This is a genomic window from Streptomyces sp. NPDC055243 (assembly GCF_044544025.1).
Lineage (GTDB): Bacteria > Actinomycetota > Actinomycetes > Streptomycetales > Streptomycetaceae > Streptomyces.
The window spans coordinates 519,901-534,296 of record NZ_JBITWR010000004.1 but is presented as its reverse complement, the minus strand read 5'-3'; the positions used below and the strand labels follow the sequence as shown (position 1 = coordinate 534,296).

General features: G+C 72.3%; 12 protein-coding genes and 1 pseudogene. 1 reads left to right on the top strand and 12 read right to left on the bottom strand.

Going from position 1 to position 14,396, the window contains the following annotated elements; all coding sequences use genetic code 11:
• Positions 1-237: 237 nt before the first annotated feature.
• The 5 genes from ACIGXX_RS15295 to bldG form a co-directional block, all read right to left on the bottom strand.
• A complete protein-coding gene (locus tag ACIGXX_RS15295) occupies positions 238-1,776 on the bottom strand; it encodes a class I SAM-dependent methyltransferase (RefSeq protein ID WP_351166881.1) in 1,539 nt (512 codons plus the stop codon).
• A 160-nt stretch (positions 1,777-1,936) separates the two neighbouring features.
• Positions 1,937-2,518 carry a small secreted protein gene (locus ACIGXX_RS15290; RefSeq protein WP_351166883.1) on the bottom strand — a complete coding sequence of 194 codons (582 nt, stop codon included), beginning with the start codon at positions 2,516-2,518 and terminating at the stop codon, positions 1,937-1,939.
• Between the two features lie 210 nt (positions 2,519-2,728).
• The gene (locus ACIGXX_RS15285) at positions 2,729-5,137 is read right to left on the bottom strand and encodes a sodium-translocating pyrophosphatase (RefSeq protein WP_361467702.1); all 2,409 of its coding nucleotides are present in this window, start codon (positions 5,135-5,137) and stop codon (positions 2,729-2,731) included.
• A 296-nt stretch (positions 5,138-5,433) separates the two neighbouring features.
• Complete coding sequence (locus tag ACIGXX_RS15280) at positions 5,434-5,871, bottom strand: ATP-binding protein (RefSeq protein ID WP_351166887.1); 438 nt, start codon at positions 5,869-5,871, stop codon at positions 5,434-5,436.
• A gap of 113 nt (positions 5,872-5,984) precedes the next feature.
• The gene (gene bldG, locus ACIGXX_RS15275) at positions 5,985-6,326 is read right to left on the bottom strand and encodes an anti-sigma factor antagonist BldG (RefSeq protein ID WP_003975386.1); all 342 of its coding nucleotides are present in this window, start codon (positions 6,324-6,326) and stop codon (positions 5,985-5,987) included.
• Positions 6,327-6,406: 80 nt separating this feature from the next.
• On the opposite strand from bldG, the gene ACIGXX_RS15270 reads away from it, so the two are divergent.
• Positions 6,407-8,881 carry a DEAD/DEAH box helicase gene (locus ACIGXX_RS15270; RefSeq protein ID WP_351166889.1) on the top strand — a complete coding sequence of 825 codons (2,475 nt, stop codon included), beginning with the start codon at positions 6,407-6,409 and terminating at the stop codon, positions 8,879-8,881.
• A 273-nt stretch (positions 8,882-9,154) separates the two neighbouring features.
• Here the strand turns inward: ACIGXX_RS15270 and ACIGXX_RS15265 are convergent.
• The 7 genes and pseudogenes from ACIGXX_RS15265 to ssd form a co-directional block, all read right to left on the bottom strand.
• Positions 9,155-9,544: pseudogene (locus ACIGXX_RS15265) on the bottom strand (Rv3654c family TadE-like protein); the annotation flags it as partial.
• Positions 9,541-9,957 carry a TadE family type IV pilus minor pilin gene (locus tag ACIGXX_RS15260; protein ID WP_399975847.1) on the bottom strand — a complete coding sequence of 139 codons (417 nt, stop codon included), beginning with the start codon at positions 9,955-9,957 and terminating at the stop codon, positions 9,541-9,543. The pseudogene ACIGXX_RS15265 and the gene ACIGXX_RS15260, both read right to left, overlap by 4 nt.
• 31 nt (positions 9,958-9,988) lie before the next feature.
• Positions 9,989-10,198 (bottom strand): DUF4244 domain-containing protein, encoded by a 210-nt coding sequence (locus ACIGXX_RS15255; RefSeq protein WP_399976004.1) that lies wholly within the window; start codon positions 10,196-10,198, stop codon positions 9,989-9,991.
• 138 nt (positions 10,199-10,336) lie between these two features.
• Positions 10,337-11,116, bottom strand: a complete 780-nt coding sequence (locus ACIGXX_RS15250; protein ID WP_399975844.1) for a type II secretion system F family protein — start codon at positions 11,114-11,116, stop codon at positions 10,337-10,339.
• Positions 11,113-11,988 carry a type II secretion system F family protein gene (locus tag ACIGXX_RS15245; RefSeq protein ID WP_361467711.1) on the bottom strand — a complete coding sequence of 292 codons (876 nt, stop codon included), beginning with the start codon at positions 11,986-11,988 and terminating at the stop codon, positions 11,113-11,115. Before ACIGXX_RS15245 ends, ACIGXX_RS15250 begins: the two co-directional genes overlap by 4 nt.
• Positions 11,985-13,172 (bottom strand): TadA family conjugal transfer-associated ATPase, encoded by a 1,188-nt coding sequence (locus ACIGXX_RS15240; RefSeq protein WP_351166896.1) that lies wholly within the window; start codon positions 13,170-13,172, stop codon positions 11,985-11,987. The genes ACIGXX_RS15245 and ACIGXX_RS15240 overlap by 4 nt, the downstream gene beginning before the upstream one ends.
• Positions 13,169-14,311, bottom strand: a complete 1,143-nt coding sequence (gene ssd, locus ACIGXX_RS15235) for a septum site-determining protein Ssd (RefSeq protein WP_351166898.1) — start codon at positions 14,309-14,311, stop codon at positions 13,169-13,171. Before ssd ends, ACIGXX_RS15240 begins: the two co-directional genes overlap by 4 nt.
• Positions 14,312-14,396: the final 85 nt, after the last annotated feature.

Sequence of the window (14,396 nt, the reverse complement as noted above, 5' to 3'; positions counted from 1 at the left end):
CCCGGGTGAACGGAGGGCGCCCGGCCTGAATCACCGGCCGGCGCCGGGTCCGACCCGACCGGAACCGGTCACCTCTCGGCGGTTCGCACAGTCCACCTTCTCGATGTACGTCCAGCGGTCGCCGACGCCCATCCATCCCACCCAGAACGGGGGAGCGATGTCCCCGAAACGTACGAGACACGCCGTACGCGTACCGCCAACGGACCGGCGGCCCGCCTCACGGCCCGCACGGCGCCGCTACGACCCGGCAGGCTCCAGGAAGCCCTGCTCGACGAGGAGCCTGATCTGCGCGGGCGTGCGGTCCCGCAGCAATACGGGGTCCTCCCCCACCAGTTGGGCGATCGCGTCGAGGATCCGCCCCGCGCTCAGCGTCCCGTCGCACACACCGGCGAAGCCCGCGCCCACCGTGTCCACCTTGGTGGCCCGCCGCATCCCGCGGTGCTGGCGCAGCACGACGTGCTCGGGGTCCTCGGCGCCGGGGAGCCCGACCTGCTCCTGCACGACCTCGTCCGCGAGCTTGAAGTGCCCCGCGAGCAGCGCGGCGTCGTCGTGTGCCCGCAGGAAGTCCTGGCGCGCGAAGTGCTCCCGCACCGTCTCGCCCAGCGGCTGCTCGACGGGGTGCGGCCACTCCTCCACGGTCACGGACGGCTCGGCGGCACCTGCGCCCGTTCCGGCACCGGTCTTGCGCAGCGTGATCCACCCGAACCCGACCGCGCGCGTCTTGCGGGCCTCGAACTCGTCCAGCCACGCGTCGTACCGCGCCGCGTACTCCTCTGGGTCCGTGCGGTGGTCCCCGGCGTCCCGCAGCCACAGCTCGGCGTACTGCGTGATGTCCTGCACCTCGCGCTGCACGATCCACGCGTCGCACCCGCGCGGCACCCAGGAACGGAGCCGCTCGGTCCACTCCTCGCCGTCCACGTGCTGCCAGTTGGCGAGGAAGTGCGCGTACCCCCCTTCGTTCAACCGCTCCCCCGCCTGCTGAACGAGCGACCGGCACAGATCGTCCCCGCCCATCCCGCCGTCGCGGTAGGTGAGCCGCGCCCCGGGAGAGATCACGAAGGGCGGATTGGACACGATCAGGTCGTACGTCTCCTCGCCCACGGGTTCGAAGAGGGAGCCCTCGCGCAGGTCCGCCTCCGGCGCCCCGGAGAGCGCGAGGGTGAGCCGTGTGATGTGCAGGGCCCGGGGGTTGAGGTCGGTCGCGGTCACCCGGGTGGCGTGTTGCGCGGCGTGCAACGCCTGGATCCCGGAGCCGGTGCCGAGGTCGAGAGCGCTGGCCACCGGTGCACGCACCGTGAGTCCGGCGAGCGTCGTCGAGGCCCCGCCGACACCGAGGACGACCCCTTCGTCATGGCTGCCGATGCCACCGGCACCGCCGACGGCGCACCCCAGGTCCGAGACGATGAACCAGTCCTCGCCGCTGGGCCCGCCGTAGGGCCGCACGTCCACCGTCGCCTTCAGCGCGCCCTCACCGTCCGCCGCGGACAGCCAACCGCCCTCCAGTAGAGGGCCGACGGGCAGAACGGCCGCCACGCGCGCGTGCGGCACGGAACGCTGGAGCAGGAAGAGCCGTACGAGCGTCTCCAGCGGCCCTTCGCCGCGGGTGGCCCGCAGCGCGGGCACCGTCTCGCTGCGGGCGAGCGCCGTGTAGGCAGGCGCCCCGAGAAGCTCGAGCAGCCCATCAGCGGTGAAGTCGGCCGCCAGCAGGGCTTCCCGCAACTGGGCGGAGACGTCGGCACGATCGGACGAGGGCAGGGGGGCGCTAGCGATACTCACCCCTTCATTGTGACCCGATACTCCGTTCCTAGCCGTCCCCGCTGCGGGCAGGCGTCCGCAGGGCGGGTCCCACCCTGGCGCAGCTCGACGCAACGCTGCCCCGGAGCCGACGGGGTAGTCCCCCAGGCTCCGGGGCAGCACGTCAAGGAGGGGACAACCCCTAGGCGGCGGAAGGCGTGGCGCTGGCGGACTTGCAGCTGTCCTGCTTGCTCATCGCCTTGCCCACCTCGCCCTCCTGCAACTTCTCAAGGGCCTCGTTGCCGCTCTTGCTCAGCTTGTCCAGCTCTCCCGCGACGCTCTTGAGACCGTCCGCGAAGTCCGCCTGGTTCTTGGTGTCCAGGCCGTCGACCTTCTTCTTCAGGTCGCCGTACGACTTGGAGATGGCGTTCAGTTCCTTGACCGCGTCGTCGGTCTTCTTCTGGCCGCCGTCGACCGGCGGGGCACCCGCGTCCTTCACGGCGGTGCCCATCGCCTTGTAGGCGTCGGACATGTCCTGGAACGCCTTGGAGTCGGTCTTCTGGACGTCCTCCGGCGAGCTGTTGTCCGAGGTCTCCTTCTGGATCGCGGCGTTGGCCGCGGCGATCTTCTTCGACTGCGGCTGGACCGAGTCACAGACGTCCTTGGCCCAGGAGTCCAGCTTCTCGTTGCCGTCGTCGCTGCAGCCCGACAGCGCCAGTACCAGTACCGCACCGCCGGACAGTGCGGCTGCAAGCTTCTTGTTCACCGGATTGGTCCCTTCCATGGCTCTCGGCCCCGGAACTTACACGCCAACTGGGCTACAACCGCATGCCGGGGGCCCGGTACCACCCCTATTGAAGCCATTTGCACCAAGCAGAGAGCGCGAGAGAAGGCTCACGAGAGTTTCACCGGGCGCACGGCCAGGCACACGAAGGGCGGACGCCGCGTCAAAACGCGCCGCCCGCCCGTGTGTTGGGCAGAGTCTGACCCGGTGTTACGAAACCACGGCCGGGTCAGCCGAGTTGCCTACTCGCTCCGCACCACCTTCCTCCTGGTCGCCCACGGCGATGCCTCGCCTCTTGGAGACGTACACCGCGCCGATGATGACCAGGATCGAGAGCACCGCGATCACGGCCCGCACCCCGGCGCTCGCGTCGTCCCCGTAGCTGAACTGGACGACCGCGGGCGCGATGAGCAGCGCCACCAGGTTCATCACCTTCAGGAGCGGGTTGATCGCCGGGCCCGCGGTGTCCTTGAACGGGTCACCGACGGTGTCACCGATCACCACCGCGGCATGGGCCTCACTGCCCTTGCCGCCGTGGTGGCCGTCCTCGACGAGCTTCTTCGCGTTGTCCCAGGCGCCGCCGGAGTTGGCGAGGAAGACCGCCATCAGCGTGCCCGTGCCGATCGCGCCCGCCAGGAACGAGCCGAGCGCGCCGACGCCGAGCGAGAAGCCGACCGCGATCGGTGTCAGCACGGCGAGCAGACCCGGGGTGGCCAGCTCGCGCAGCGCGTCCTTGGTGCAGATGTCGACGACGCGCCCGTACTCCGGTTCCTCGGAGTAGTCCATGATCCCGGGGTGCTCGCGGAACTGCCGCCGCACCTCGTAGACCACCGCTCCCGCCGACCTCGACACCGCGTTGATCGCGAGCCCCGAGAAGAGGAAGACGACCGCGGCGCCCAAGATCAGGCCGACCAGGTTGTTGGGCTGTGAGATGTCCATCACGAGGTTCATCGGGGCGCCGTCGCCCATCTTCTCGCCGACGTCCTTGGCCGCGGTCGCGATGGCGTCGCGATACGAGCCGAAGAGCGCGGCGGCCGCGAGAACGGCCGTGGCGATGGCGATGCCCTTGGTGATGGCCTTGGTGGTGTTGCCGACGGCGTCCAGGTCGGTGAGCACCTGCGCGCCCGCGCCCTCGACGTCGCCGGACATCTCCGCGATGCCCTGCGCGTTGTCGGAGACCGGACCGAAGGTGTCCATGGCGACGATCACGCCGACCGTGGTGAGCAGGCCGGTTCCGGCGAGCGCCACCGCGAACAGGGCGAGCATGATCGACGTACCGCCGAGCAGGAACGCCCCGTACACGCCGAGCCCGATCAGGAGCGCGGTGTAGACGGCCGATTCGAGCCCGATCGAGATGCCCGCCAGAACGACGGTGGCCGGGCCGGTGAGCGACGTCTTGCCGATGTCCTTCACGGGCCGCCGGGTGGTCTCCGTGAAGTACCCGGTGAGCTGCTGGATCAGCGCGGCCATCACGATGCCGATCGCGACGGCGACCACCGCGAGAACGCGCGGATCGCCGGCGTGACCCGCGATCGTCGCGTCCGTGACGCCGTCCAGGTCGGCGTACGACGACGGCAGGTAGACGAAGACCGCCACGGCCACGAGCACCAGCGAGATGATCGCCGAGATGAAGAACCCGCGGTTGATGGCGGTCATCCCGCTGCGGTCGGAGCGCCGGGGCGCCACCGCGAAGATGCCGATCATCGCCGTCACGACGCCGATCGCCGGAACGATCAGCGGGAAGGCGAGCCCGGCGTCGCCGAACGCGACCTTGCCGAGGATCAGTGCGGCGACCAGGGTCACCGCATAGGACTCGAAGAGGTCGGCGGCCATTCCCGCACAGTCGCCGACGTTGTCGCCCACGTTGTCGGCGATGGTCGCGGCATTCCTCGGGTCGTCCTCCGGAATGCCCTGCTCGACCTTGCCGACCAGGTCGGCGCCGACGTCGGCGGCCTTGGTGAAGATGCCGCCGCCCACACGCATGAACATCGCGATCAGCGCCGCCCCGAGGCCGAAGCCCTCGAGGACCTTCGGCGCGTCGGCCGCGTAGACCAGCACCACAGTGGAGGCGCCCAGAAGACCGAGCCCGACCGTGAACATGCCGACAACGCCGCCCGTGCGGAAAGCGATCTTCATGGCCTTGTGCGAAACAGCGGTGAGATCCTTTTCGGGTTCACCTTCCGCCGGAGTGGCCTCTCGTGCGGCTGCCGCCACACGAACATTGCTGCGTACGGCGAGCCACATGCCGATATAGCCGGTGGTCGCCGAGAACACCGCACCGATCAAGAAGAAGATCGATCGGCCGGCACGCTGATTCCAGTCGTCTGCGGGCAGCAGCATGAGCAGGAAGAACACCACGACGGCGAAAACACCGAGAGTGCGCAACTGCCTGCCGAGGTAGGCATTGGCGCCCTCCTGGATCGCCTTCGCGATCTTCTTCATGCTGTCGGTGCCCTCGTCGGCCGCGAGTACCTGGCGTACAAGTACCCAGGCGACCGCGAGCGCCGCGACCGCGACGGCCGCGATGACCATCACGATGAGGCGGTTGTCGTCGGTCAGTACTGCGGCTGCGAAGGTTGAGGGGTGATCAAACTGATGAGGGGAAGAAAGCCCCGCCATTCGTCCTCCTTGACGCTGGGGCTGAGCTCAAGATGTGGACGGATTGTAGGGAGCGGAACCTGATCAAAACAGAGCGCCGCAAACGGAATTGGCTCGAGATTGCTTCCCAGCAAATGATCGCGACCGCAGAATGGACCCGAAAGCGGTAATGCCCCAAAAGCGTTGACGGCAGTCGGCAGTCCCGAGGCAATTGACTGAGGCAATGATCCACAAAAGAAAAAGGCCCTGCTCCCGAGTCGGGAGCAAGACCTTGATACGACGAGAAGGAGGGGGTGGGTGGACCCGCCGGGTCCGGGTCAGAGAAGCGGCGCCGGGGTGGTCGGCCACGTCATCCGGATGAGACCACCGCCCTCGCCCGCGGTGACCTCCACGTCGTCCACGAGCCCGCTGATGACGGCGAGACCCATCTCGTCCTCACCCTCGGCGTCCGGATCGACGCCCGCACCGGGCCCGGAGCCGGGTTCCCGGTCGCCGGGAATCGCGTGCGGGGCCTCGTCGCCGACCTCGATGGAGAACTGCTTCTCGTCCTCGATCAGGGCGACCCGCACCGGCGCCGAGACGCCGTTGCTCTGGTGCAGCCCCACGGCGCGCGTGCAGGCCTCTCCGACAGCGAGTCTGACCTCGTCGAGGACGGCCTCGTCCACTCCGGCCCTGCGCGCGACCGCGGCCGCCACGAGCCGGGCGGTCCTGACGTGCTCGGGCAGCGCGCTGAAGCGGAGTTCAACGGTGGCCATGCATCCCCCTCGGACATACGCGCGTGCTGTCAGGGGGCCGGGCCGAGGGCCCGGTCCCCTGCTGTTCTGCCACTCCCGGGCCGCGCAAGCAGCCGACCCGGGACGTCCGGCTCTCAGTCGGTGGCCGCGACCGCTTCCTCGACCGAGGTGTGAATGGGGAACACCTTGGTCAGGCCGGTGATGCGGAAGATCTTCAAAATGCGCTCCTGGTTGCAGACCAGGCGCAGCGAGCCCTCATGGGCACGCACCCGCTTCAGGCCGCCGACCAGCACGCCGAGCCCGGTGGAGTCGAGGAAGTCCACGCCCTCCATGTCGACGACCAGGTGGAAACTGCCGTCGTTCACCAACTCGACCAACTGTTCGCGCAACTTGGGCGCGGTATAAACATCGATTTCGCCACCGACCTCGACGACCGTACGATCGCCGACGGTACGGGTCGACAGGGACAGGTCCACGGATCCTCCAGCACCTTGCTATCGAGCGGTCATCCCTCGGGACACCTCGGCAGAGCCCCCAGGACGGATCGCCAGCCGCGATGGCATTCAATCACTTACCGGCAGGCGTGCACGACGCCTTGGGACCATTGTCCATCCCGCCGGTGACACACTCGGTGCCGATGGCCAACTTTTCTCAACCGGGCGGACCCACCTCGGGCGCCCCGGTACGCACGTCTCCGCGGGCGGTCCTGGACCGCCTCACCGCGGGGCCGAGCCGTGCTTCGCGCGTCACTCATACGGAGCACTTGCCCCCGCGCGAGGCCCGATATGCAGTCTGGCCTGATCGCATCCGTTCCGAGGTCGTCTCCGCGGTCCAGTCGGCAGGGATCGAGCATCCCTGGGCCCACCAGGCGCTCGCCGCCGAGCACGCCCTGGACGGCGAATCGGTCATCGTCGCCACCGGAACCGCATCGGGAAAGTCGCTCGCCTACCTCACCCCCGTCCTCTCGGCCCTCCTGGACGGCTCGGAGGCCCCCAACGGCCGCGGCACGACCGCGCTGTACCTGGCCCCGACCAAGGCCCTGGCCGCCGACCAGCGCCGCGCGGTGCGCGAACTGGCGGCGCCCCTGGGCAACGCGATCCGCCCCGCCGTGTACGACGGCGACACCCCCGTCGAAGAACGCGAATGGGTACGTCAGTACGCCAACTACGTCCTGACCAACCCCGACATGCTGCACCGCGGGATACTCCCGTCCCACCCCCGCTGGTCCTCCTTCCTGCGCTCCCTGCGCTATGTCGTCATCGACGAGTGCCACACCTACCGCGGCGTCTTCGGCTCGCACGTCGCCCAGGTCCTGCGCCGCCTGCGCCGCCTCTGCGCCCGCTACGGCTCCGACCCCGTCTTCCTCCTCGCCTCCGCCACCTCCGCCGAGCCGGCGAGCTCCGCGGAACGCCTCATCGGGCTTCCCGTGCAGGAGGTCGCCGACGACGCCTCACCCCGCGGCGACCTCGTCTTCGCCCTGTGGGAGCCCCCGCTCACCGAACTGCATGGCGAGAAGGGCGCCCCCGTCCGCCGCACCGCCACCGCCGAGACGGCCGACCTGCTGACCGACCTGACCGTCCAGGGAGTCCGCTCGGTCGCCTTCGTACGCTCCCGGCGCGGCGCCGAGCTGATCGCGGTGATCGCCCAGGAACGCCTCGCCGAGGTCGACCGCTCCCTGGCCCGCCGCGTGGCCGCCTACCGGGGCGGATATCTCCCCGAGGAACGCCGCGCCCTGGAGCGCGCCCTGCACTCGGGCGAACTGCTCGGCCTCGCGGCCACCACCGCCCTCGAACTCGGCGTGGACGTCTCCGGGTTGGACGCCGTGATCATCGCCGGCTATCCGGGGACCCGCGCCTCGCTCTGGCAGCAGGCGGGCCGCGCCGGGCGCTCCGGGCAGGGCGCGCTGGCCGTCCTCGTCGCCCGTGACGACCCGCTGGACACGTATCTCGTCCACCACCCCGAAGCGCTGTTCCAGCAGCCGGTGGAGTCGACGGTCCTTGACCCCGACAACCCGTACGTCCTCGCGCCCCACCTCTGCGCGGCCGCCGCGGAACTCCCGCTCACGGACGACGACTTGATCCTCTTCGGCCCGGCCACCGAGGACCTGCTCCCGCAGCTGGAGGCCGCGAAGCTGCTGCGCCGCCGCACGAAGGCCTGGCACTGGACCCGCCGGGAGCGGGCCGCCGACCTCACCGACATCCGCGGCGAGGGCGGCAAGCCCATCCAGATCGTCGAGGAGGGCACGGGCAGGCTGCTCGGCACCGTCGACGCGTCCGCCGCGCACACCGCCGTCCACGAGGGCGCGGTCCACCTCCACCAGGGCCGGACCTATCTCGTGCGCCGCCTGGACCTGGAGGACTCGGTCGCCCTGGTCGAGGAGGCCGGGCCGCCCTACTCCACGACCGCCCGCGACACCACGGCCATCTCCATCCTGGAGACGGACACCGAGATCCCCTGGGGCTCCGGCCGCCTCTGCTACGGCTCCGTCGAGGTCACCAACCAGGTCGTCTCCTTCCTGCGCCGCAGGCTCATCACCGGTGAGGTCCTCGGCGAGACGAAGCTGGACCTGCCGCCCCGCACCCTGCGCACCCGCGCGGTCTGGTGGACGGTCACCGAGGACCAGCTGGACGCCGCCCGCGTCAATCCGGAGATCCTCGGCGGCGCCCTGCACGCCGCCGAGCACGCCTCCATCGGCATGCTGCCGCTCTTCGCGACCTGCGACCGCTGGGACATCGGCGGCGTCTCCGTGCCGCTGCATCCGGACACGCTCCTGCCGACCGTGTTCGTGTACGACGGCCACCCGGGCGGCGCGGGCTTCGCCGAGCGGGCCTTCCACACGGCCCGCGAGTGGCTGACCGCCACCCGCGAGGCCATCGCCTCCTGCGAGTGCGAGGCGGGCTGCCCCTCCTGCATCCAGTCCCCGAAGTGCGGCAACGGCAACGACCCCCTGCACAAACGCGGCGCCGTCCGCCTCCTCACCACCCTGCTCAAGGACGCGCCCGCCCCGCTCAAGGACGCACCCGCCTCCTGAGGAACGGCTAAGGACGCACCCACCTCCTGAGGAACGGCTAAGGACGCACTCGCCTCCTCCTGAGGAGCGGCTGCCGCCCGGCGCCCGGCCTTCGTCTGCCCGCCCCGGCGCCGAGCGCCCTGCCCTCACCTCTGGCTTCCGCCCAGCAGGCGCCACATCGCCGTCTGACAGCCCTCCGGCGGCCAGCGGCAACCGCACGTCCGCCCGCCACCCCGCACCCGCCACAGCCCCCGCTGCCGCCGCCGGAGCAACCGGGCCCGCCGGGCCCGCCCTGGATCTGACCTCCGCCGCGAACGGGCCGAAGCCCGCCGCCGCGGTGACGTCCGAGATCTCGCCGTGCACCGCGCACCGCACGATGCGCGTCCCCTGTGCCTCGGCCACCCGCCCGGCCTTGGCACACGCCCCGGAACGCCCCTCCATCCAGTGGTCCGCCGCCGCGAGCGCCGCCAAGTCGGCCGCGCCGCCCGCTCGATGGCGGGCGACGATCACCTGCCCCATCGCGAGGACCGCCCCGCAGACCACGCACAGCACGGCCATCACGACGACGACCCACACCGTGGCGGCTCCCCGGTCCGACGCGACCCCGGCGGTTCGAAAGCCGCCCCGCCGGGCTCCCCGGTCCGACGCGGCCCCGCCGGTCCGGAACCAGCCCCGCCCCCTCACGCGCCCACCCCCAACGTCTCCTCGGCCAACGCCACCGCCTCCGACCGCAACCGCAGCCCGAGCCCAAGCGCCCGGGGCCCCGGCGATTCCGCCACGACCTCCACCCGCACCAGGTCGCCATCCCGCCGCACGGCCACCGACGCACCACGCGGCGCCGCCTGCCGAGCCGCCGCCACGGCCGCGCTCTCGGGGTCCTGCCGAGCCATCGCGCGAGCCCCGGCCCGTGCCGCGTCCACGCACTGGATCTGCGCGGACGCGGCCAGCAACGCCCAGACCAGGGCCATCGTGAACAGCACGAGCGTGGGCAGCACCACGGCGGCCTCGGCCGTCACGAACCCGTCGTCCCCGTTTCCGTGACGGCACCGGCGGGCCCGGCCGCCCCGGCCGCCCCGCACCCGCTCAGAACGGGGCATCTCAGACCTGGGAACCTCAGAACGGGGCACCTCAGAACTGGACATCGAGCGCCTTCTCCACGACCGCCTGCAGCGCCGCCCTGACCTGCCCGCTCGTCACCACCTTGTAGAGCAGTCCGGCGAACCCCACCGCCGCGATCAGCCCCATCGCGTACTCCGAAGTGACCATCCCCGCGTCCTTCCGCACCGCACGTGCCCTGCACCGCAGCGCCCCCGCCCGCGCACACAGCTGTCCCCACATCGCAACCCCCATGATTTTTCGGTCCGTTCACGTCACGGCAGCCCCACCTCACGAGACCGCCGTCCAACAACTCGGCCGTTCAACAGCTCGGCCGTCGAGCCGCTCAGAGGCCGCCCAGAAGGCGGTCCAAACTCCGCTTCAGATGCCGCTCAACAAGCCACCCGCCAGGCCGATCAGCACAGGCAGCACCCCCACCGCGATGAACGCGGGCAAGAAGAACAGCCCCACCGGCGCGGTCATCAGGACGCCGGCCCTGCGCGCCGCCGCCGTCGCCGTACGGCCCCGTTCCGCGCGGCAGTCCGCGGCGAGGCGCGCCACCGATTCCGCCGCAGGCGCCCCTGACTCCCCCGCCCGCTCCAGCAGGCGGGCCAGCGCCCCCGCGCCCGGTATCGCGCCCAACTTCCGCCAGGCGTCGCTTGGTTCAGCGCCGAGCCGCACCTCTGCGGCCCCCTGCGCGAGCCGCTCCCCGACCGGCCCATTGAGCGCATCGCCGACAGCCTGAGCAGCCACGACGGGCCCCGCGCCCGCAGCGACACAGGCCGTCAACAGGTCCGCCGCCAAGGGCAGTTGCCGAGCCGCCTCACCGGCGTCGAACTCCGCGTCGCGCACCCCCCGCCCCCGCCAACGCCACACGCCGTACCCGGCGCCCAACCCCACGAGGCATCCCGGAACACCGCCCACCAGCACCCACCCGGCGCACACCGCTCCGACCACCGCCGGCCACCCTCGCACCGCGCCCCGCCACCGGAACCACCGCCCGGACGAGACTCCCGGCGGCCCCTCCGCCACCCCCAGGACGACTCCCGCACGCCCCCGCACCGCCCGCTCGCGCCGCGCCGCAAGGACCGCCGACATCAGCCACAGCACGGCCGCAACGCCCCACACGGCCACCCCCAGCTTCTGGACATCGAGACTCATCGCTCCTCCGCTCCCCGCACGATCCGCAGCGCCCACCACACGCCGACGCCCTCCAACACCCCGCCGACCGCCAGACATCCGAGCCCCGCCCCGGTGTGCAGCAACACCCGCAGCGGTGCCGCCCCGAGCGCGCTTCCCATGAGCAGCCCCAGGACCGGAAGCCCCGCGAGCATCACCGCTGTCGACCGCGCCCCCGCCAACTGGGCTCGCAAATCCGCACGTTGATCGCGCTCGGCCCGCAGCGCGCCCTCCAGCCGTTCGAGCCCCGCCGCGAGCCCGGCGCCCCGGTCCACCGCCACCCGCCAGCACGCCGCGAGCCCCAGCAGCCCCTGCCCGCCCGGCTCCCGCGCCGCCTCCTCAAGCGCCCTCGGCACATCCCCGCCGAACCGCGCCGCCGCAAGAACCCCGGCCCGCGCCTCACCGAGCCCGGCCCAGGCTCCGGCATCACCAAGCCCGAGGCCTCCACCAGCCGCGGTCCTCAGCGCCTCGCCCGGCTGCCGCCCCGCCCGCACCTCTCCCGCCAGCGCCCCGCACAACGCGATCACCGCGGTGGCCCGCCGCTCCCCTTCGAGGCGCGCATCTCTGGCCCGCCGTACGCGCCGTAGCAGCGGAACCCCTGCCGCCCCCAGGACCAGCGGGACCACGGATTCCCCGAGCAGCGCGACCACCGCCCCGCCCGCCAGGGCCCACCACTCGTGCCGCATCCGTCCGCCGGCGAAGGCCACCGCCCGCCGCCACGCCGCGTCCCCCGGTGCGGGCTGGCCGCCGTCCGCGAGCACCGCCCGCGCCCGCCGCAGCCCGTGGTCCCGCCCGATCGTCAGCCAGGCCGCGCTTCCCGCGCACACCGCCGCCGCCACCCCCGCCGCACTCATCCCCCACCACTCCAACCACCGCCCGCCAGAAGCGAGTCCAGCCGCTCCCAGCCCCGCTCCCGGACAAACTCCTTCTCGCCCCACCGCAGCGCGGGCACCGTCACCACGAGGCCGGACGGATCGCGCTCCAGGACGTGCACCTCGGCGATCCGCCGCCGTCCCGCCCGGTCCCGTACGAGATGGAGCACCACCGACAGCGCGGCCGCCAACTGGCTGTGCAGCGCCGCCCGGTCGAGCCCGGCCGCCGTGCCCAGTGCCTCCAGGCGGGCGGGCACATCGCTGGCGGCGTTGGCGTGGACCGTGCCGCAGCCGCCCTCATGACCCGTGTTCAGAGCGGCAAGGAGATGGACCACCTCCGCGCCCCGCACCTCGCCCACGACCAGCCGGTCGGGACGCATCCGCAGCGCCTGGCGCACCAAGTCGTCCAGGCCGACCTGACCGGCGCCCTCCTGATTCGCGGGCCTGGCCTCGAGACGCACCACGTGCGGGTGTTCCGGGCGCAGCTCCGCCGAGTCCTCGGCGAGCACGATCCGCTCCCCCGGCCCGACAAGGCCCAGGAGCGCGCTCAGGAGCGTCGTCTTGCCCGAACCCGTACCGCCACTGATCAGGTACGAGAGCCTGGCGTCGAGCAGGGCGCGCAGCACCCGGTCCCCGCCCGGCGGCACCGTCCCCGCCGCTGTCAGTTCCGCGAGGGTGAAGGCCCGGGGCCGTACGACACGCAAGGAGAGGCACGTCGACCCGACGGCGACCGGAGGCAGCACCGCGTGCAGGCGGGTTCCGTCCGGGAGCCGCGCGTCCACCCAGGGCCTGGCGTCGTCGAGCCGGCGTCCGGCCACGGCCGCGAGCCGCTGGGCGAGCCGCCGGACCGCCGCCGCGTCCCCGAAGGACACCCCGGTCAGTTCCAGGCCCCCGCCGCGGTCCACCCAGACCCGGTCGGGTGCGGACACCAGCACATCGGTCACCGAGTCGTCCGCGAGCAGTGTCTCCAGGGGCCCCGCGCCCACCAGCTCCGAGCGCAGCTGCGCCGCCGCCCCCAGGACTTCCGCGTCGCCGAGGACCCTGCCCTGGGCCCGCAGCGCCTCGGCGACGCGGGCCGGTGTCGGCTCGGTCCCGTTCTCCGCGAGCCACTGGCGCACTCCGTCCAGCATCCTGGCCCCCACGACGGCCCCGACGGCGGCGCTCATGATCCGCCTCCGGTGGCATCGACCGGAACCCGATCCCAGAAGGCCGCGCAGAACCGCGCCAGCGGCCCCCGTGCGACACCTCCGGGCGGCATTCCGCCGGCCTGCGCGGCCAGCAGTCCCGCTTCCCGTGGCAGCTCACCGACGAGCGGGAGGCCGAGCAGCCGCGCCACCTCTTCCGCGTCGAAGCCACCGAGGCCGTCGAGTCCGCCGCCCCCGGTGCGACCGGTGCCGCCCCTGCCGACGACCACCCGCAGATCCCGCAGCACCATCCCCACCGCCGACGCGACCCGCCGGGAGCCCGCCACCGCACGCAGCTCCGCGGGCACCACCATGAGCCCCAGATCCACCTGGGCCAGCGCCTCGGCCACCCCTTCGTCCACGCGGCGCGGCAGATCCACGACGACCACCCCGCCCCGCCTGCGAGCGGCGGCGATCACCGCCCGCATGGCCTCGGGCGGGATGACCACCGCGTCGCCCCGGTCCCAGCTCAGGACCCGCAGGGCATGCAGCTCGGGCAGCGACTCCTCGAGCGCGCCTCCGCCCACCCGGCCCCTGGACTGCGCGAACGCGGGCCAGCGAAGACCGTCGGCCGTCTCGCCGCCAAGGAGCACATCCAGCCCGCCGCCGAGCGGGTCGGCGTCCACGAGCATCGTGCGCCGCCCAGCGCGGGCCGCCGTGACGGCCAGGGCGCACGCCAGGGTGGACGCACCGGCTCCGCCGCTGCCGCCGATCACTCCCACCGTGAGCGCGGGCCGCCCCACGCCCTCGGCGACATCGGCGATGCGGTCCACCAGCCATCGTTCGCCGTCGGGCAGGACCAGCACATGGTCGGCGCCGATCTCCACCGCGCGCTGCCAGACCCCGGAGTCGTCCTGATCCCGTCCGACCAGCACGACCCCGCGCCTGCGCCCGGCTCCCCGCACGCGGTCCACCGCGTCGTCCCCGACAAGGACGAGCGGCGCCGTGTCCCAGCCGCCCCTGCGCTCCGGCACGCCGTGCCGCACCTCGGGCCGCGCTCCCGCGGCGGCGCACAGCCGCAGCAGGTCGTCCAGCAGGTCCACATCTTCCGTGACGATCAGCGGTCCGCCCTGCCGTCCATCGGACGACGGCGGCCCGTCACGCGTAATCACTCCAGCCACGATCCCCAGCCCCCTCTCACTGCAAGCCCGTTGAATGCCGCGCTCCACATGGGCGATGAGCCGGCCAAAGCAATCCGGCCATGAA

Excerpts from the sequence above, each read along its gene's own strand:
- ACIGXX_RS15290 (WP_351166883.1), bottom strand. The coding sequence starts at position 2,518 with ATGGAAGGGACCAATCCGGTGAACAAGAAGCTTGCAGCCGCACTGTCC.
- ACIGXX_RS15285 (WP_361467702.1), bottom strand. The coding sequence starts at position 5,137 with ATGGCGGGGCTTTCTTCCCCTCATCAGTTTGATCACCCCTCAACCTTC.
- ACIGXX_RS15280 (WP_351166887.1), bottom strand. The coding sequence starts at position 5,871 with ATGGCCACCGTTGAACTCCGCTTCAGCGCGCTGCCCGAGCACGTCAGG.
- ACIGXX_RS15270 (WP_351166889.1), top strand. The coding sequence starts at position 6,407 with ATGGCATTCAATCACTTACCGGCAGGCGTGCACGACGCCTTGGGACCA.
- ACIGXX_RS15260 (WP_399975847.1), bottom strand. The coding sequence starts at position 9,957 with ATGCCCCGTTCTGAGCGGGTGCGGGGCGGCCGGGGCGGCCGGGCCCGC.
- ACIGXX_RS15255 (WP_399976004.1), bottom strand. The coding sequence starts at position 10,198 with ATGTGGGGACAGCTGTGTGCGCGGGCGGGGGCGCTGCGGTGCAGGGCA.
- ACIGXX_RS15250 (WP_399975844.1), bottom strand. The coding sequence starts at position 11,116 with ATGAGTCTCGATGTCCAGAAGCTGGGGGTGGCCGTGTGGGGCGTTGCG.
- ACIGXX_RS15245 (WP_361467711.1), bottom strand. The coding sequence starts at position 11,988 with ATGAGTGCGGCGGGGGTGGCGGCGGCGGTGTGCGCGGGAAGCGCGGCC.
- ACIGXX_RS15240 (WP_351166896.1), bottom strand. The coding sequence starts at position 13,172 with ATGAGCGCCGCCGTCGGGGCCGTCGTGGGGGCCAGGATGCTGGACGGA.